The following is a 17,315-nucleotide window of genomic DNA, read 5'->3' as shown; positions in this document are numbered from 1 at the left end:
CAGAGGAAGTTCTGGCGGCTTTATAAATTACTGACGGGTGGCGGCTTTCATCGCACTGGCAAAAGCTTTCAGTTCAGACAGCATCTGTTCCGGAGCTGAAACATTTTTTTCGATGATTTTTACAACCGCTGAGCCGGAAATGGCGCCAGCAGCACCTGCTTCAATCGCCCCTTTTACCTGCTCAGGCGCAGAGATACCAAAGCCCTGTAAGGCGGGAGGCGCATTGTATTCTTTCAATTTTTCGACCAGATGGTGCAACGGTAACGCTGCCCGATTTTCTGCACCTGTTACGCCTGCCCGCGAAAGCAGGTAGGTATAACCGCGTCCACTGGCGGCAATCTGTTGTAACAGTTCGTCGTCAGCGTTCGGCGGGCAGATGAAAATAGGTGCAACGTTATGGCGTAATGCAGCAGCCCTGAACGGTGCTGACTCTTCAATTGGCACATCAGCCACTAACACAGAATCCACGCCGACTTTTTCACACTGAGCGTAAAACTCGTCAATACCTTTGCTGAAGACCAGATTGGCGTACATCAGCAAGCCAATAGGAATGGCAGGGTGCTTCTGACGAATCAGCGCCAGCATTTCAAAACACTGCGACGGTGTGACGCCTGCTGCAAACGCACGTAATGTGGCTTCCTGAATTGTCGGGCCGTCAGCCAGTGGGTCAGAGAACGGAATACCAAGTTCAAGCGCGTCGGCACCGGCGTCGATCAATGTATCAATAATTTTCAGTGACTGTTCAACAGAAGGATCGCCGAGGGTGACGAAAGGGACAAAAGCGCCTTCCTTGCGGTCTTTCAACTGGGTAAACAGGCTTTCATAACGTTCCATCAGATTTCCCCTCGCGCTTTCAGAATATCGTGTACGGTGAAAATGTCTTTGTCGCCGCGACCGGAGAGATTGACCACCAGCAACTGCTCTTTTTCCGGGTTTTCATGCATCATTTTCAATGCGTGTGCCAGGGCGTGAGAAGATTCCAGTGCTGGAATAATTCCCTCATGGAGACACAGCGTTTTAAAGGCTTCCAGCGCTTCGTCATCGGTAATCGAAACATAGTCAGCACGACCGATGCTGTTCAGATAAGCATGCTGTGGCCCGACTGACGGGAAGTCCAGGCCCGCGGAAATCGAGTAGGACTCTTCAATCTGTCCCTCTTCGGTCTGCATCATGGGGGATTTCATACCGAAGTAAATCCCGACGCGACCATGCTTTAATGGTGCGCCGTGTTCACCGGATTCAATTCCGTGACCACCCGGCTCAACGCCAATCAGACCGACGCTGGCGTCGTTTATGAAATCAGCAAACATGCCAATAGCATTTGAACCACCGCCGACACAAGCGATAACCGCATCCGGCAGGCGGCCTTCTTTTTCCAGGATCTGCGCTTTGGTTTCTTCCCCGATCATGCGCTGGAATTCACGCACAATGGTTGGGAATGGGTGCGGGCCAGCCGCCGTACCGAGCATATAGTGCGCGGTATCGTAACTGCCAGACCAGTCGCGCAGCGCTTCGTTACATGCATCTTTCAGCGTGGCGGAACCGCTGTGTACCGGGATCACTTCTGCACCCATCAGGCGCATACGGAAGACGTTTGGCGACTGGCGTTCGACGTCTTTTGCACCCATGTAAATGCGGCACTTGAGGCCCAGCAGAGCACTGGCGAGAGCAGACGCAACACCGTGCTGACCCGCGCCGGTCTCCGCGATGATTTCGGTTTTCCCCATGCGTTTTGCCAGTAACGCCTGGCCCAACACCTGGTTGGTTTTGTGCGCACCGCCGTGCAGCAGATCTTCACGCTTGAGATACAGCGTGGTGTTTGTGCCTGCGGTGATGTTCTGGCATTTGGTCAGTGCAGTAGGGCGACCCGCATAGTTTTTCAGCAGATCGGTAAACTGAGCCTGGAACTCAGGGTCTTTCTGCGCACTGACGAATGCTTCTTCCAGTTGACGCAGCGCTGGCATCAGAATCTGCGGCACATACATGCCACCAAATTCACCAAAATAGGGGTTGAGTAATGTTGTCATGTCCTTTTCCTTAATATGCGCGCAGTGTTTGAAAGACCGAAGCCAGAAGACGAGCGTCTTTGATGCCCGGCTGCGACTCTACGCCAGAATTGAAATCGAGACCGGCACAGCCGGTTTTAGCTGCCTCAACGCAGTTATCTGCGCCAAGTCCGCCAGCCAGAAGAACGTTATCCAGCGATTGTCCGCCTAAAAGTGTCCAGTCAAAACGTTGACCGCTGCCGCCGAGCCCGTTGTCGAAAATGTATTTATCAACATGTTGATAGCTCCGGGCAGGCAGTGACTCACCAACGCTTAACGCTTTCCAGATTTGCACGTGTTCCGGCAATGTGGCGCGCAGCGTATCGATATATGTCTGATCTTCGTTGCCGTGTAATTGCACGGCTGTGAGCGCCAGATTTTTGACTTTTACACACACGTCATCAATATCGTGATGACGAAACACGCCGACATACTGTAGTGGTGCGCCTGCCATGACCTCACGTGCCTGCTCAACACCAACGACGCGCGGAGAAGAGGGGACAAAAATTAACCCGCCATAGATCGCACCTGCTTCATACGCAGCTTTTGCATCCTGCGCCCGGGTCAGGCCGCACACTTTATTTTCGCCGAGCAGAACGCGACGCACCGCGGCATGGAGATCGTCATGGGACATCAACGCGGATCCAATCAAGAAACCATTGGCGAAGTGACTAAGTTCACGTACCTGGCCGTAGGTATTGATGCCGGACTCGCTGATGACGGTTACGCCGTGACCCAGTCGCGGTGCCAGCTGGCGGGTGCGATTCAGGTCAATCGACAGGTCACGTAAATCACGGTTGTTAATACCGACGACTTTTGCGCCAAGTGCAATCGCGCGTTCCAGTTCCTCTTCGTTACTGACTTCCGTCAGTACGCCCATTTTCAGACTGTGAGCCACGGCGGAGAGCTGGCGATATTGCTCGTCGTCTAATACCGATAACATCAGCAGACAGGCATCCGCCTGGTAATAACGCGCCAGGTAAATCTGGTAAGGATCGATAATAAAGTCCTTACACAGGATCGGCTGCGGTGCGATGCGGCTAACAATTGGCAGGAAATCAAAGCTTCCCTGAAAATATTTCTCGTCGGTCAGTACAGAAATCGCTGAAGCATAATGTTTATACACACCCGCAATTTGAGCCGGATCGAAGTTATCGCGGATCACGCCTTTTGACGGGGACGCTTTTTTACACTCCAGAATAAACGCGGTGCGGGTCCCCTGCAGCGCATCGTAGAAATGACGGGAGCTAGGCTGAACGTCATTTTGAAAGCCGGCCAGTGGTTGTTGCTGTTTGCGGGCGTCTACCCAAATCGCCTTGTCTGCGACAATTTTCGCTAAAACGGTTTGCATCATTTACCCTCTTGCTGCCAGTGCAGTGACACGGTCATAAGCCGCTCCGCTGCGCAGTACGTTAATCACAGTTTGCGCATTGGCTTTTAAATCTTCTTCACCGTGCAGGCGCATTAACATGGCGACATTCGCGGCAACAGCAGCCTCGTGAGCGGCTTCACCTTTACCTTGTAACAAGCGACTGAGAATGTCACGGTTTTCTTCCGGGGTGCCGCCTGCCAGCTGTTCCTGATGGTATGGCGTCAGGCCAAAGTCATCCGCTGTCAGCTGATAACTCTTGATTTCGCCATCATGCAGCTCAGCTACGATGGTTGGCGCATGCAGTGAAACTTCATCCATTCCGCCGCTATGAACCACGGCCGCACGCTGATATCCCAGTACGCGCAGCGTTTCGGCAATCGGCAGTACCAGTTCCGGACTGTAGACACCGATCAGCGCCAGCGGCGGATGCGCCGGGTTAATCAGCGGTCCAAGCACGTTAAACAGCGTGCGGGTTTTTAGCTGCTGGCGGACCGGCATTGCGTGACGAAAACCGGTGTGGTACTTCGGCGCAAACAGAAAGCAGACGCCCAGTTCATCGAGCGCCAGCCGGGATTTATCGGCGTTCATATCCAGATTGATGCCAAATGCCGCCAGCAGATCCGAGGATCCAGACTTACTGGATACGCTGCGGTTACCGTGTTTAGCTACTTTTAACCCACAGGCTGCGGCGACGAACGCGCTGGCGGTGGAAATATTGATACTGTTGCTGCCGTCGCCGCCGGTACCAACGATATCGGCGAACAGATAGTCCGGACGCGGGAACGGTGCGGCATTTTCCAGCAGAGCGGTGGCTGCACCAGCGATTTCATTTGGATGCTCACCACGCACTTTCATACTCACCAGCGCAGCGGCCAGTTGTTCGGGCTTCAGTTCACCACGTACTACGGCGGAAAACAGCTGGTGGCTCTCCTGTTGTGTGAGCGTTTGAGCCTGGTACAGTTTCTCCAGAATTGGCTGCAGGATGTTGGTTTGTTCCAGCTTCTGTTGCGCCCAGGCCAGCGTTTGTTCCAGTAAACGTGCGCCCTGGGTGGTGAGAATCGACTCAGGATGGAACTGGAAACCGCACACGCGATCGGTGTCATGGCGCACCGCCATCACCATGCCGTTAAAGTGGGCGTTAATGGTCAGTCCGGCTGGAACGTTACTGCCTACCAGCGAGTGATAGCGCGCTACCGGCAGCGGATTCGCCAGACCTGCGAACATAGCCTGGCCGTCATGCTCAATGCTGGAGGCTTTGCCGTGCAAAATTTCACCAGCCTGACCCACATATCCACCGTAGGCTTCGACAATCGCCTGATGTCCCAGACAAATGCCGATGATCGGCAGCTTACCGCGCAGACGGGTTAACAGCTCCGGCATACAGCCTGCTTCGCTTGGCGCACCGGGGCCTGGCGAGAGCATCAGTACCGGGTTTTTCATAGTCGCTAACCGGTCAATTAACGTCTGTGCCGGAATATGGTTACGGTAAATGACGACGTTATGACCGTTAGTACGCAGCTGATCTGCCAGGTTATAGGTGAAAGAGTCGATGTTATCGAGCAGCAGAATATCAGCCATTAGAATGTCTCCTGTGCATGGTGCGCGGTAGCGATAGCACGCAGAACCGCACGTGCTTTATTACGAGTTTCATCGGCTTCAGACTGCGGAACAGAATCCAGAACAATCCCGGCACCGGCCTGTACGGTGGCAATGCCGTCTTCCACCAGCGCGGAGCGGATCACAATGCAGGTGTCCAGATCGCCATGGGCAGTGAAATAGCCTACTGCTCCGCCATAGCTACCGCGGCGGCGGCCTTCCGCTTCCGCGATAAGCTGCATGGCGCGAACTTTTGGCGCACCGCTCAGCGTACCCATGTTCATACAGGCGCGGTAAGCATGCAGGACATCTAAATCGTTACGCAGTTCGCCCACGACGCGGGAGACCAGGTGCATAACAAATGAATAGCGGTCAACTTTGGTCAGATCAGCAACGTAGCGGCTGCCCGGTGTACAGATTCGTGCCAGGTCGTTACGTGCAAGGTCCACCAACATCAGGTGCTCAGAAAGTTCTTTGTGATCGGTGCGCATCTCCAGTTCAATACGACTGTCGAGATCGCGATCCAGCGTTCCGTCTGCACGACGACCGCGAGGGCGGGTCCCGGCAATCGGGTAGATCTCAATCTGGCGGCTGGTGGCATCGTATTTCAGTGAGCTTTCCGGGGATGCACCGAACAGTGTGAAATCATTATCCTGCATGAAAAACATGTACGGGCTGGGATTGCTCTTCTTCAGCACATAGTAAGCGGCCAGTGGTGACGGACAAGGAAGCGAAAAACGGCGGGAAGGGACCACCTGGAAAATTTCGCCTGCACGAATGGCTTTTTGCAAGCTACGTACGACTGCACCGAACTCTTCGTCGCTCTGATTGCACTCACAGCGCATGTCTGGTACATCCGTGACCGGTAGCGGCGGCGCAGGTTCGGTTAACTGCTGGCTCAGCTGTGCCAGACGCGCATTCAGACGGCGTTTTTCCTCTTCACTGGGGGTAAATACGCTGGCCTGGATACGAGTGCTTTTTTTCTGGTGGTCGATGACCATCAGTGTTTCAGCCAGGTAGAAGCAGTAGTCAGGGCAACGGTTACCCGCTTCAAGCTGAGGTAAATCTTCAAATCCGGCGACTAAATCGTAGGAAAACAGACCGCCGAAGAACATCGCCTCACGCTCTTGCGCCGGAACGTTGACCAGTTCCTGCAATAAACGAAAAGCGTCAAAAACGGAAAGCGAACATAAGCGGGCATCTTCATCCAGCAATGGGCTTACGGCCGGAAAACGCAACTGGCGGGCGTTTGGCTGTTTCTCATTGTCAACACCTGCGGGCAGGGCGGCATCCAACAGAGGGAGCAGCGATGCACCGTTAGCAGATAACGCCTGAATGGTGACGGTGTCATCTAAAGCGGTAATACGCAACGCGCTGTCGACCAGCAGCAGGCTTTTCAGATCATTTTTGCTGTCGATATCGGCAGACTCCAGCAACAACGTCGCCGGGCGAGCGCCGCAGACCTGATGGAACAATGCTGTCGGATTCTCACGATAGGCGGCATCACAGGCCAGCAGTTCAAGTGTCGGTTTTTGTGTTTGCATCGTTATTCTCATTAATTTTGTTCAAAAAAAAGCCCGCTCATTTAGCGGGCCTGGTATCTGGTTGCATATTGCAGACGTAAGACACTGCCCGAAATCAGGAAGTGCGCCACCAACCATGCAGTACAAATGTTGCTTTCATCTCAGATACCTTCTTCATGTGAACTTGCGTACTAGTTAACTAGTTCGATAGAATAAAGTCAACACCTGATTTCAGTAAATTTGTCGGAACCGCTATGATGAGCGTGATACGACATTTATAGAAACGGGAGCCGCCTTGAGCGACACGAATTACGCAGTGATTTACGACCTGCACAGTCATACAACGGCGTCCGACGGACGATTGACGCCAGAAGCGTTGGTACACCGTGCGGTAGAGATGCGAGTCGGTACACTGGCGATCACCGATCATGACACCACGGCAGCTATTGCGGCGGCAAGAGAAGAAATTTCACGTTCGGGTTTAGCGTTAAACCTGATCTCTGGCGTTGAAATTTCAACAGTCTGGGAGAATCATGAGATTCATATTGTGGGTCTGAATATTGATATTGCACACCCCATGATGCGTGAATTCCTGGCAGAACAAACGGAGCGTCGTCAGCAGCGAGCGCGGTTGATTGCTGAACGACTGGATAAAGCCCATATTCCGGGAGCATGGGAAGGGGCGTTGCGTCTGGCTGATGGCGGAGCTGTCACGCGGGGGCATTTTGCGCGTTTCCTGGTGGAGTGTGGAAAAGCCACCACTATGGCCGATGTATTTAAAAAATATCTTGCCCGCGGGAAAACCGGTTACGTTCCGCCGCAGTGGTGTACAATAGAACAAGCTATTGATGTCATTCATCATTCTGGCGGTAAGGCGGTGCTGGCTCATCCTGGCCGGTACGATCTTAGCGCTAAGTGGCTGAAAAGACTGGTTGCACATTTTGCTGAACATCACGGTGACGCGATGGAAGTCGCGCAGTGTCAACAGTCTCCCAATGAGCGTACCCATCTGGCAACGTTAGCACGCCAGCATCAGTTGTGGGCATCACAAGGGTCTGATTTTCATCAGCCATGCCCGTGGATTGAATTGGGTCGTAAACTCTGGTTGCCCGCAGGCGTTGAAGGCGTCTGGCAGCTTTGGGAACAGCCCGAGACTACAGAGAGGAAAGTATGAGCCAGTTTTTTTATATTCATCCTGATAACCCACAACAGCGACTGATCAACCAGGCCGTTGAGATTGTGCGTAAAGGTGGGGTGATTGTTTATCCAACCGATTCCGGCTATGCGTTAGGCTGTAAAATTGAAGATAAAAGTGCCATGGAGCGCATTTGTCGTATCCGTCATCTGCCCGATGGGCACAATTTTACGCTGATGTGCCGCGATCTGTCCGAGCTGTCGACCTATTCTTTTGTGGATAACGTTGCCTTTCGTTTAATTAAAAACAATACGCCAGGCAACTACACGTTCATCCTGAAAGGGACAAAAGAGGTGCCGCGCCGACTGCTGCAGGAAAAACGCAAAACTATCGGCCTGCGCGTACCATCAAATCCAATCGCGCTGGCGCTGCTGGAGGCACTGGGTGAACCCATGCTCTCCACGTCGCTGATGTTGCCGGGCAGTGAATTTACCGAGTCCGATCCGGAAGAGATCAAAGATCGTCTGGAGAAGCTGGTTGATTTGATTATCCACGGCGGTTATCTCGGGCAGCAGCCGACAACGGTTATCGATTTAACCGATGATTCTCCGGTGGTATTGCGTGAAGGCGTCGGCGACGTTAAACCTTTCTTATAAGGGCGCAACTCGGTATACTACGCGGCCTTAAAATGGCGCTGACTGGCGCCGTTGATTCTCCTGTTCGACGCCTGTGAAGGCGACACCTAAAGGAAGCTCTATGAGCGAAAAGTTACAAAAAGTGCTGGCGCGCGCTGGCCACGGTTCTCGCCGTGAAATTGAATCCATTATTGCAGCGGGTCGCGTGAGCGTTGATGGCAAAATCGCCACGCTCGGCGATCGCGTTGAAGTGACGCCTGGTCTGAAAATCCGTATCGATGGTCATCTGATTTCGGTGAAAGAATCTGCGGAGCAAATCTGTCGCGTTCTGGCGTATTACAAGCCGGAAGGTGAACTGTGTACCCGTAATGACCCGGAAGGTCGCCCGACCGTTTTTGACCGTTTGCCAAAACTGCGCGATGCGCGCTGGATTGCAGTTGGTCGTCTGGATGTGAATACCTGTGGTTTACTGCTGTTTACCACCGATGGTGAGCTGGCGAACCGTCTGATGCACCCAAGCCGCGAAGTTGAACGTGAATACGCGGTGCGCGTGTTCGGTCAGGTTGATGATGCAAAACTGCGTGATCTGAGTCGTGGCGTGCAACTGGAAGATGGTCCGGCAGCATTTAAAACGATCAAATTCAGCGGTGGTGAAGGGATTAACCAGTGGTATAACGTTACGTTGACTGAAGGGCGTAACCGCGAAGTGCGTCGCTTGTGGGAAGCTGTAGGCGTACAGGTTAGTCGTTTGATCCGCGTGCGTTATGGCGATATCCCGCTGCCAAAAGGTTTGCCACGTGGTGGCTGGACCGAGCTGGACCTGGCGCAGACAAACTATTTGCGTGAGCTGGTGGAGTTAAAGCCGGAAACCTCATCGAAAGTCGCCGTTGAGAAAGATCGACGTCGTATGAAAGCGAACCAGATCCGCCGTGCGGTTAAGCGCCACACCCAGGTCGGCAGCAGTCGTCGTCCGGGTGGTCGCAGCAACAACGGCTAATCATGAGTAGGCCTGATAAGCAACGCGCCATCAGGCGTTAGCGTGGAGCCGGATGCGGCGTAAGCGCCTTATCCGGCCTACTGTTAGTAATCGATCCCCATCTGGGCTTTCACGCCCGCTTCAAAGGCGTGCTTAACCGGGCGCAGCTCGCTGACCGTATCCGCTAACTCCAGAATATCGCGATGACATCCACGGCCGGTAATAATGACCGTCTGATGCGAAGGGCGGGTATTTAAGGCGTTGAGAACCTCTTCAAGCGGCAAATAGTCATATGCCACCATATACGTCAGTTCATCCAGTACCACCATATCCAGCTCAGGATCGGCCAGCATGCGTTTACCATGTTCCCACACGGCCAGACAGGCGGCAGTGTCTGATTCACGGTTTTGGGTTTCCCAGGTAAATCCTGTCGCCATTACCTGAAACTCCACGCCGTGGGGTTCCAGTAAGTTTCTTTCACCGTTCGGCCACGTACCTTTAATGAATTGCACTACGCCGACTTTTTTTCCATGACCGACTGCACGCGTGGCGGTACCAAACGCAGCGGTGGTTTTCCCCTTACCGTTGCCAGTAAAGACAATAATAATTCCGCGTTCATCACTGGCTGCGGCAACGCGTGCGTCAACCCGCTCTTTTACGCGTTGTTGGCGCTGCTGATAGCGTTCTTCACTCATTGGGCTATTCCTGGTTTACGGCCCGGTTGGGCGTCGAAGGTCATACCGGTTTTACGGCGGCTGTCGTCGCCCATCAGCCACAGGTACAGCGGCATAATATCGGCGGGTGTTTTTAATTTTAGCGGATCTTCTGTCGGGAATGCGCTGGCTCGCATGCTGGTACGTGTACCGCCGGGATTGATACAGTTAACACGCAGATGGCGGTTCTGGTACTCATCTGCCAGAACCTGCATCATTCCTTCAGTAGCAAACTTGGAGGTAGCATATGCTCCCCAGTTGGCTCGTCCCTGGCGACCGACACTGGAAGACGTAAACACCAGCGACCCGGAATCAGACTGGAGTAATAAAGGTAACAGTGCCTGGGTCAGCATAAAAGTGGCATTCACGTTAACCTGCATCACATCCTGCCAGACCTGTGGATTTTGCTCACTCATAGGGCAGATATCGCCCAGTAATCCGGCATTGTGCAGAACGCCATCCAGGCGTGGATAATGCGCGGCGATACGCTGCGCCAGTTGGTGACACTCTTCAGAAGTGCAGGTCAGCAGATCCAGCGTAAACCACAGTGCTGTAAAGCTACTTTCAGCGGAAATTGCATGGGCGACCTGGCGCAGTTTATCTTCGTTGCGACCCAGCAGAATAACGGTCGCACCGTAGCGCGCGTAGGTTAGTGCGGCTTCACGTCCGATGCCATCACTGGCACCGGTGACCAGAATAATGCGATCGTGTAACAGATCTTGTTTAGGTTGGTAATGCACGGCTACTCCTCGGCGACGCTCTGGCCATCCCGTTCGCTATAACTTGTCGGCTTTATGCCTTAAACCCTGCTATTTTTCAATCAGCCAAAGGTAATAACACCGCAAAATGAACACTTTGTCATGCTTTTTGCTGATTCTGCTGCCGAATGGATGATGCAAGACGAGCAAACACGCCTGTTGTACACTGAGCAAAAGTAGCGTTGTTAAACCAAGGTGGGATACGTGGAATTGTTGTCTGAATATGGGCTGTTTTTGGCAAAAATCATCACTGTCGTGGTGGCAATTGCGGTTATTGTCATGCTGATTGTGAATGCTACTCAACGCAAACGTCAGCGTGGGGAATTACGGGTCATCAATCTCAGTGAGCAATATAAAGAGATGAAAGAGGATTTGTCGATGGCCCTGTTGGACGGTCATCAGCAAAAACTGTGGCATAAAGCGCAGAAAAAAAAACACAAGCTGGAAGCGAAAACTGCCAAAGCAAAAGCGAAGCTGGGGGAAAGTGCATCATCAGACAAACCCCGCGTCTGGGTGCTTGATTTTAAAGGTAGTATGGATGCCCACGAAGTCAGTGCGTTACGCGAAGAGGTCACGGCGGTACTCGCGGTAGTAAAACCTCAGGATCAGGTGGTTGTTCGTCTGGAAAGTCCTGGCGGTGTGGTTCATGGTTATGGACTGGCTGCATCACAGTTACAGCGTCTGCGCGATAAGCAGATCCCGTTGACGGTAACGGTGGATAAAGTTGCGGCCAGCGGCGGATATATGATGGCCTGCGTGGCGGATAAAATTGTCTCAGCGCCGTTTGCCATTGTCGGCTCAATTGGGGTTGTTGCGCAGATCCCTAACTTTAACCGTTTTCTGAAAGGCAAAGACATTGATATTGAGCTACATACTGCCGGACAGTACAAACGGACGCTGACGTTGCTCGGTGAAAATACGGAAGAAGGGCGACAGAAGTTCCGTGAAGATCTGAACGAAACCCATCAGTTGTTTAAAGATTTTGTTCATCGCATGCGTCCGACGTTGGATATTGAACAGGTTGCCACCGGGGAGCACTGGTTTGGACAACAGGCGCTGGAAAATGGGCTGGTGGATGAGGTGAATACCAGCGACGAGGTGATACTGAGCCTGATGGACGGTCGTGAGGTGCTTAACGTTCGCTATATGCAGCGTAAAAAGCTGATGGACCGCTTCACCGGTAGTGCGGCTGAAAGTGCCGATCGCATATTGCTGCGTTGGTGGCAGCGTGGGCAAAAACCACTGATGTAAGCTTTAAGACTATACAAATGAAAACGCGAGGCCTGTGCCTCGCGTTTTGCTTTTAATCGATCAGGTGGTACTTCTCAGAAAGTACGTGCGCCAGATGTTTAAACATATTAAACACAGCTGTACTTTTGGGCGTCGGTAGCCCTTGCTCGTCTAAAAAGTAATCTCCGCTGAAAACCAGCACACCATTACGCTGCGTGACTCCAGTGGCGACAATCCCCGCCAGCGTGTCCTCATGCTCACGAATGATTTTGTTGGCTTCAATCAGCAGTGTTTCGCGATCGATGGGTTGAGTGTCTTTATGCATTATTTACTCCTTAAACAAGGACATTAGTCTACGCCGAGCCCGGCTTTTGGGCAAATATTCCCTGACAAAAACGGTGGTTTTACGACAGTGTCGTTACTGGCGAGATTTGTTTTTGCATGCTAATAAAGTTGCGTAACGCATTTTATCAGGTACAGTGTGACGCTTTCGTCAATCTGGCAACAGATTTGCTTGACATTCGACCAACATTCCGTCGTGCTATAGCGTTTTCGTGCAAAAAATCCTGTTAACTCAGTTACATGAGAGTTACATTACGAACGCGCAATCAGTACAAGGGTTGATATCCGCCGACGCAGAGACCATATCGATGTCTCGTCGCCAGTGGAAGGTGAATCAACGCGCGGCGTATTCCTGGAAGAATCAAATTAGGTAAAGGTGAATATGGGTAAAGCTCTTGTCATCGTTGAGTCCCCGGCAAAAGCCAAAACGATCAACAAGTATCTGGGTAATGACTACGTGGTTAAATCCAGCGTCGGTCATATCCGTGATTTGCCGACCAGTGGCTCAGCAACTAAAAAGAGCGCCGACTCAACCTCCACCAAAACGGCTAAAAAGCCCAAAAAGGATGAACGTGGCGCTCTCGTCAATCGTATGGGTGTTGACCCGTGGCACAACTGGGATGCGCGCTATGAAGTGCTGCCTGGTAAAGAGAAGGTTGTTTCTGAACTGAAACAACTGGCTGAAAAGGCCGACCACATCTATCTCGCAACCGACCTTGACCGCGAAGGGGAAGCCATTGCATGGCACCTGCGGGAAGTGATCGGGGGCGATGACACCCGCTATAGTCGCGTGGTGTTTAACGAAATCACCAAAAATGCGATTCGTCAGGCGTTTGAAAAACCGGGCGAACTGAACATTGATCGTGTTAATGCGCAACAGGCACGCCGCTTTATGGACCGTGTCGTGGGCTATATGGTTTCGCCGCTGCTGTGGAAAAAGATTGCGCGTGGCCTGTCTGCCGGTCGCGTACAGTCGGTAGCCGTGCGGCTGGTCGTTGAGCGTGAACGCGAAATCAAGGCATTCGTACCAGAAGAGTTCTGGGAAATTGATGCTAATACCACCACGCCATCCGGCGATGCATTGCCGCTGGAAGTGACGCATCAGAACGATAAACCGTTCCGCCCGGTTAACCGCGAACAGACGCTTGCCGCAGTAAGTTTGTTGGAGAAAGCGCGTTATAGCGTACTGGAACGTGAAGATAAGCCAACCAGCAGTAAACCTGGTGCGCCGTTCATCACCTCCACGCTACAGCAGGCTGCCAGCACGCGTTTGGGCTTCGGCGTGAAGAAAACCATGATGATGGCGCAGCGCTTGTATGAAGCAGGCTACATCACCTATATGCGTACTGACTCAACGAATTTGAGCCAGGATGCTGTATCTATGGTTCGTGATTATATCAGCGACAATTTTGGCAAAAAATATCTGCCGGAGAGTGCGAACCAGTACGCAAGTAAAGAGAACTCACAGGAAGCGCACGAAGCAATCCGTCCTTCTGATGTCGCCGTGCAGGCGGAATCGCTGAAAGATATGGAAGCTGACGCGCAAAAACTGTATCAGCTGATCTGGCGCCAGTTTGTTGCCTGTCAGATGACACCGGCTAAATATGACTCCACCACGCTGACCGTGGGCGCAGGTGATTTCCGCCTGAAAGCGCGTGGACGTATTCTGCGCTTTGATGGCTGGACTAAAGTTATGCCAGCACTGCGTAAGGGCGATGAAGATCGTATTTTACCTGCAGTGGACAAAGGCGACGAGCTGACGCTAATCGAACTGACGCCAGCGCAACACTTTACCAAACCGCCAGCTCGTTTCAGTGAAGCGTCACTGGTTAAGGAACTGGAAAAACGCGGGATTGGTCGCCCATCCACCTATGCGTCGATCATTTCTACGATCCAGGATCGCGGCTATGTTCGGGTTGAGAACCGTCGTTTCTACGCTGAAAAAATGGGCGAAATCGTCACCGATCGTCTGGAAGAAAACTTCCGCGAACTGATGAATTACGATTTCACCGCACAGATGGAAAACAGTCTCGACCAGGTGGCTAACCACGAAGCCGAATGGAAGGGTGTGCTTGACAACTTCTTCAGTGATTTTACTCAGCAACTGGATAAAGCCGAGAAAGATCCTGAAGAGGGTGGCATGCGTCCTAACCAGATGGTACTGACCAGCATCGACTGCCCGACCTGTAGCCGTAAGATGGGTATTCGTACCGCCAGTACCGGTGTCTTCCTGGGCTGTTCCGGTTACGCACTTTCGCCGAAAGAACGTTGCAAAACCACCATTAACCTGGTGCCAGAAAACGAAGTGTTGAACGTGCTGGAAGGCGACGATGCAGAGACCAACGCCTTACGTGCGAAACGTCGCTGTCAGAAGTGTGGCACGGCGATGGACAGCTATCTCATCGATCCAAAACGTAAACTGCATGTATGTGGTAATAATCCTACTTGCGACGGTTACGAAATCGAAGAGGGCGAGTTCCGTATCAAGGGTTATGACGGTCCGATCGTTGAGTGTGAGAAGTGTGGCTCTGAAATGCACCTGAAAATGGGGCGTTTTGGTAAGTACATGGCTTGTACTAATGACGAGTGTAAAAACACCCGTAAGATCCTGCGTAACGGTGAAGTGGCCCCGCCGAAAGAAGATCCCGTTCCGTTACCGGAGCTGCCTTGCGAAAAATCGGACGCGTATTTTGTGTTACGTGACGGCGCAGCTGGTATCTTCCTGGCCGCCAATACGTTCCCGAAATCACGTGAGACTCGCGCACCGTTAGTGGAAGAGCTGTACCGCTTCCGCGATCGTCTGCCGGAGAAACTGCGTTACCTTGCTGATGCACCGCAGACTGATCCAGACGGTAACAAAGCGATGGTACGTTTTAGCCGTAAAACTAAGCAGCAGTATGTTGCCGCTGAGAAAGACGGTAAAGCGACCGGATGGTCGGCGTTTTTCGTTGACGGAAAATGGGTGGAAGGTAAGAAATAACAACCTGTCAGCTGGATTTCTCCTGAAAGGGTCGCGAAAGCGGCCCTTTTTTATTGAAGGGTTATTATTTTTTGTCATCTCTATACAGCTCAAATTTAAATGATATAGTGGTTATAGTTAATAAGTTTTTTATTATTAAATCGTATTAGCAGCGCGACACTGCCTGCTCTCAAACGATGATCTGATGGCGCTAATCTGGATGGTTTAACATGAAATTACAGCAGCTTCGCTACATTGTTGAGGTGGTTAACCACAACCTTAATGTTTCCTCAACGGCCGAAGGACTCTATACCTCTCAGCCTGGTATTAGTAAGCAAGTTCGTATGCTGGAAGATGAGCTTGGCATCCAGATTTTTGCCCGTAGCGGCAAGCACCTGACGCAGGTGACTCCGGCAGGGCAGGAAGTCATCCGTATTGCTCGAGAAGTTCTGTCTAAAGTGGATGCCATTAAGTCCGTTGCCGGTGAACATACCTGGCCGGATAAAGGTTCCCTGTACATTGCCACGACGCACACCCAGGCGCGTTACGCCTTGCCAAACGTGATTAAAGGCTTTATTGAGCGGTATCCACGCGTGTCTTTGCATATGCATCAGGGGTCGCCGACGCAAATTGCTGAAGCCGTTTCGAAAGGTAATGCGGATTTTGCCATTGCGACGGAAGCGCTGCACCTGTACGACGATCTGGTTATGTTACCGTGCTACCACTGGAATCGTTCGATCGTCGTCACGCCGGATCACCCACTGGCGGGTAAATCATCGGTTTCTATTGAAGAACTGGCGCAATACCCGCTGGTAACCTACACCTTTGGTTTTACCGGTCGTTCGGAGCTTGATACAGCGTTTAACAGAGCAGGTCTGGAGCCACGCATTGTCTTTACCGCGACCGATGCCGATGTGATCAAAACCTATGTAAGACTGGGGCTGGGTGTGGGTGTTATCGCCAGCATGGCGGTCGATCCTGTGTCCGATCCTGACCTGGTACGTGTCGATGCTCATGATGTATTCAGCCATAGCACGACTAAAATCGGTTTTCGTCGCAGCACGTTCTTACGCAGTTATATGTATGATTTTATTCAGCGTTTTGCGCCACATTTGACCCGCGATGTGGTCGATACAGCGGTTGCATTGCGTTCTAACGATGACATTGAAGCCATGTTTAAAGATATTAAATTGCCAGAGAAATAATAACGGATGTTACCTCAACGGTATCGCTAAGCGCATAGCGATACCGCTGGGAAATCTGAATGTATTTATGATTTTCCATAGGGTATATAAACCGTATATTATTTATGGGGAATACCCGCTAAAGTAGTGTCAAATTAGCAAGCTCGCCAAAAACCCTTTCAAATATTTATATCCGATCAAACAATTGATTTATTTAGCTTACCGGATTCGAAAATTAACTGGCTTTTTTTCACCTTTTTCTTTAGGATTTCTCTCATCTGATGATTAATTGTACCAATTGTTTGGTGCCTAAATGATAAGTGATTTCGATAGTATGAGGTTAGCGATGCCTTCTGGAAACCAGCCACAACGCCGGGATCCCGCGCTGAAACGTAAAGCATGGTCCACGGTCTTTCTTGGCTCCGCAGTGTTCTGGATTGTGGTAGCGCTCGTGATTTGGCAAGTTTGGGGATAACCATGTCCGCGCAGGAACAACAATCCTCCTCTGTGCCATCTCATCAGGATAATGAGCAAGAGAAGGAGACCAACACTGAATATGTGATGGATATTCCCGATTCGTGGCAGCTCTCACCACAACAGCGGGCATTTATTGATTTGTTCGATGAAGAAGAACAGAAGAAATAATCAATGTGTAGTTCATAATAATTATTATTAACCTGCCTTTTTGAATTTGGGACGAATACGACGTCGCAGATCCCGTAGATAAAAAACAACGTGTAAGCGATTGCATAACGTACTCTGCTGCATATTCGCAACTTCCATATCTCCTTTACAGTTCATTTCTTTTTGCATAGTTCCCGGTCATTTTGCTGATCTCCTCTTTTAT

Annotated in this window: 17 protein-coding genes and 1 other annotated feature; of the genes, 8 read left to right on the top strand and 9 right to left on the bottom strand. The window is 51.6% G+C overall.

Annotation, left to right across the window (positions count from 1 at the left end):
- Positions 1 to 27: 27 nt before the first annotated feature.
- From trpA to trpL, 6 genes are all read right to left on the bottom strand, one after another.
- On the bottom strand, positions 28 to 834 hold the full coding sequence (gene trpA, locus LG384_RS12250) for a tryptophan synthase subunit alpha (protein WP_045443540.1): 807 nt from the start codon (positions 832 to 834) through the stop codon (positions 28 to 30).
- Complete coding sequence (trpB, locus tag LG384_RS12245; RefSeq protein ID WP_045443538.1) at positions 834 to 2,027, bottom strand: tryptophan synthase subunit beta; 1,194 nt, start codon at positions 2,025 to 2,027, stop codon at positions 834 to 836. The genes trpA and trpB overlap by 1 nt, the downstream gene beginning before the upstream one ends.
- A 10-nt stretch (positions 2,028 to 2,037) precedes the next feature.
- Complete coding sequence (gene trpCF, locus LG384_RS12240; RefSeq protein ID WP_225760968.1) at positions 2,038 to 3,399, bottom strand: bifunctional indole-3-glycerol-phosphate synthase TrpC/phosphoribosylanthranilate isomerase TrpF; 1,362 nt, start codon at positions 3,397 to 3,399, stop codon at positions 2,038 to 2,040.
- The gene (gene trpD, locus LG384_RS12235) at positions 3,400 to 4,995 is read right to left on the bottom strand and encodes a bifunctional anthranilate synthase glutamate amidotransferase component TrpG/anthranilate phosphoribosyltransferase TrpD (RefSeq protein WP_045443535.1); all 1,596 of its coding nucleotides are present in this window, start codon (positions 4,993 to 4,995) and stop codon (positions 3,400 to 3,402) included.
- The gene (locus LG384_RS12230; protein WP_225760967.1) at positions 4,995 to 6,557 is read right to left on the bottom strand and encodes an anthranilate synthase component 1; all 1,563 of its coding nucleotides are present in this window, start codon (positions 6,555 to 6,557) and stop codon (positions 4,995 to 4,997) included. The genes trpD and LG384_RS12230 overlap by 1 nt, the downstream gene beginning before the upstream one ends.
- 23 nt (positions 6,558 to 6,580) lie before the next feature.
- Positions 6,581 to 6,675 (bottom strand) — a sequence feature (Trp leader region).
- Positions 6,652 to 6,696: a trp operon leader peptide gene (trpL, locus tag LG384_RS12225; RefSeq protein ID WP_012905981.1), complete on the bottom strand. Its 45-nt coding sequence runs from the start codon at positions 6,694 to 6,696 to the stop codon at positions 6,652 to 6,654. (Overlaps the previous feature by 24 nt.)
- A gap of 135 nt (positions 6,697 to 6,831) precedes the next feature.
- On the opposite strand from trpL, the gene rnm reads away from it, so the two are divergent.
- The 3 genes from rnm (at position 6,832) to rluB (ending at position 9,303) form a co-directional block, all read left to right on the top strand.
- Positions 6,832 to 7,710 (top strand): RNase AM, encoded by an 879-nt coding sequence (gene rnm, locus LG384_RS12220; protein ID WP_200042262.1) that lies wholly within the window; start codon positions 6,832 to 6,834, stop codon positions 7,708 to 7,710.
- Positions 7,707 to 8,327 (top strand): L-threonylcarbamoyladenylate synthase, encoded by a 621-nt coding sequence (locus LG384_RS12215; RefSeq protein ID WP_045443527.1) that lies wholly within the window; start codon positions 7,707 to 7,709, stop codon positions 8,325 to 8,327. The genes rnm and LG384_RS12215 overlap by 4 nt, the downstream gene beginning before the upstream one ends.
- A gap of 100 nt (positions 8,328 to 8,427) precedes the next feature.
- The gene (gene rluB / locus LG384_RS12210; protein WP_045443524.1) at positions 8,428 to 9,303 is read left to right on the top strand and encodes a 23S rRNA pseudouridine(2605) synthase RluB; all 876 of its coding nucleotides are present in this window, start codon (positions 8,428 to 8,430) and stop codon (positions 9,301 to 9,303) included.
- Between the two features lie 83 nt (positions 9,304 to 9,386).
- Here the strand turns inward: rluB and cobO are convergent, their stop codons facing one another.
- Entirely contained in the window at positions 9,387 to 9,977 is a 591-nt protein-coding gene (gene cobO, locus LG384_RS12205; protein ID WP_048221382.1) for a cob(I)yrinic acid a,c-diamide adenosyltransferase, read from the bottom strand.
- Complete coding sequence (locus LG384_RS12200; protein WP_225760966.1) at positions 9,974 to 10,735, bottom strand: YciK family oxidoreductase; 762 nt, start codon at positions 10,733 to 10,735, stop codon at positions 9,974 to 9,976. The genes cobO and LG384_RS12200 overlap by 4 nt, the downstream gene beginning before the upstream one ends.
- A 222-nt stretch (positions 10,736 to 10,957) precedes the next feature.
- Here LG384_RS12200 and sohB point away from each other — a divergent pair, with 222 nt between their 5' ends.
- On the top strand, positions 10,958 to 12,004 hold the full coding sequence (gene sohB, locus LG384_RS12195; RefSeq protein WP_225760965.1) for a protease SohB: 1,047 nt from the start codon (positions 10,958 to 10,960) through the stop codon (positions 12,002 to 12,004).
- 52 nt (positions 12,005 to 12,056) lie between these two features.
- Here the strand turns inward: sohB and LG384_RS12190 are convergent, their stop codons facing one another.
- Positions 12,057 to 12,308, bottom strand: coding sequence for a YciN family protein (locus LG384_RS12190; RefSeq protein ID WP_003020616.1), 252 nt, complete (start codon positions 12,306 to 12,308; stop codon positions 12,057 to 12,059).
- 399 nt (positions 12,309 to 12,707) lie between these two features.
- On the opposite strand from LG384_RS12190, the gene topA reads away from it, so the two are divergent.
- The 4 genes from topA to LG384_RS12170 all read left to right on the top strand — a co-directional run bounded on the left by topA (position 12,708) and on the right by LG384_RS12170 (position 17,113).
- Positions 12,708 to 15,305 (top strand): type I DNA topoisomerase, encoded by a 2,598-nt coding sequence (topA, locus tag LG384_RS12185; protein ID WP_045443510.1) that lies wholly within the window; start codon positions 12,708 to 12,710, stop codon positions 15,303 to 15,305.
- 209 nt (positions 15,306 to 15,514) lie between these two features.
- Positions 15,515 to 16,489 carry an HTH-type transcriptional regulator CysB gene (gene cysB, locus LG384_RS12180; RefSeq protein ID WP_045443507.1) on the top strand — a complete coding sequence of 325 codons (975 nt, stop codon included), beginning with the start codon at positions 15,515 to 15,517 and terminating at the stop codon, positions 16,487 to 16,489.
- A 313-nt stretch (positions 16,490 to 16,802) separates the two neighbouring features.
- On the top strand, positions 16,803 to 16,943 hold the full coding sequence (locus LG384_RS12175; RefSeq protein ID WP_223306996.1) for a YmiA family putative membrane protein: 141 nt from the start codon (positions 16,803 to 16,805) through the stop codon (positions 16,941 to 16,943).
- Positions 16,944 to 16,945: 2 nt separating this feature from the next.
- A complete protein-coding gene (locus tag LG384_RS12170) occupies positions 16,946 to 17,113 on the top strand; it encodes a hypothetical protein (protein ID WP_190284562.1) in 168 nt (55 codons plus the stop codon).
- Positions 17,114 to 17,315: the final 202 nt, after the last annotated feature.

It is taken from the genome of Citrobacter sp. Marseille-Q3906 (genome assembly GCF_916618775.1).
Taxonomy (GTDB): domain Bacteria; phylum Pseudomonadota; class Gammaproteobacteria; order Enterobacterales; family Enterobacteriaceae; genus Citrobacter; species Citrobacter murliniae.
This window is presented reverse-complemented; position numbering and strand designations above follow the sequence as displayed.

Bases quoted from the DNA above. Each gene is read 5' to 3' on its own strand.
- topA (WP_045443510.1), top strand. From the start codon at position 12,708: ATGGGTAAAGCTCTTGTCATCGTTGAGTCCCCGGCAAAAGCCAAAACG.
- LG384_RS12170 (WP_190284562.1), top strand. From the start codon at position 16,946: ATGTCCGCGCAGGAACAACAATCCTCCTCTGTGCCATCTCATCAGGAT.
- LG384_RS12175 (WP_223306996.1), top strand. From the start codon at position 16,803: ATGAGGTTAGCGATGCCTTCTGGAAACCAGCCACAACGCCGGGATCCC.
- trpD (WP_045443535.1), bottom strand. From the start codon at position 4,995: ATGGCTGATATTCTGCTGCTCGATAACATCGACTCTTTCACCTATAAC.
- LG384_RS12215 (WP_045443527.1), top strand. From the start codon at position 7,707: ATGAGCCAGTTTTTTTATATTCATCCTGATAACCCACAACAGCGACTG.
- LG384_RS12230 (WP_225760967.1), bottom strand. From the start codon at position 6,557: ATGCAAACACAAAAACCGACACTTGAACTGCTGGCCTGTGATGCCGCC.
- cobO (WP_048221382.1), bottom strand. From the start codon at position 9,977: ATGAGTGAAGAACGCTATCAGCAGCGCCAACAACGCGTAAAAGAGCGG.
- trpA (WP_045443540.1), bottom strand. From the start codon at position 834: ATGGAACGTTATGAAAGCCTGTTTACCCAGTTGAAAGACCGCAAGGAA.
- trpB (WP_045443538.1), bottom strand. From the start codon at position 2,027: ATGACAACATTACTCAACCCCTATTTTGGTGAATTTGGTGGCATGTAT.
- rluB (WP_045443524.1), top strand. From the start codon at position 8,428: ATGAGCGAAAAGTTACAAAAAGTGCTGGCGCGCGCTGGCCACGGTTCT.
- LG384_RS12190 (WP_003020616.1), bottom strand. From the start codon at position 12,308: ATGCATAAAGACACTCAACCCATCGATCGCGAAACACTGCTGATTGAA.
- cysB (WP_045443507.1), top strand. From the start codon at position 15,515: ATGAAATTACAGCAGCTTCGCTACATTGTTGAGGTGGTTAACCACAAC.
- trpCF (WP_225760968.1), bottom strand. From the start codon at position 3,399: ATGATGCAAACCGTTTTAGCGAAAATTGTCGCAGACAAGGCGATTTGG.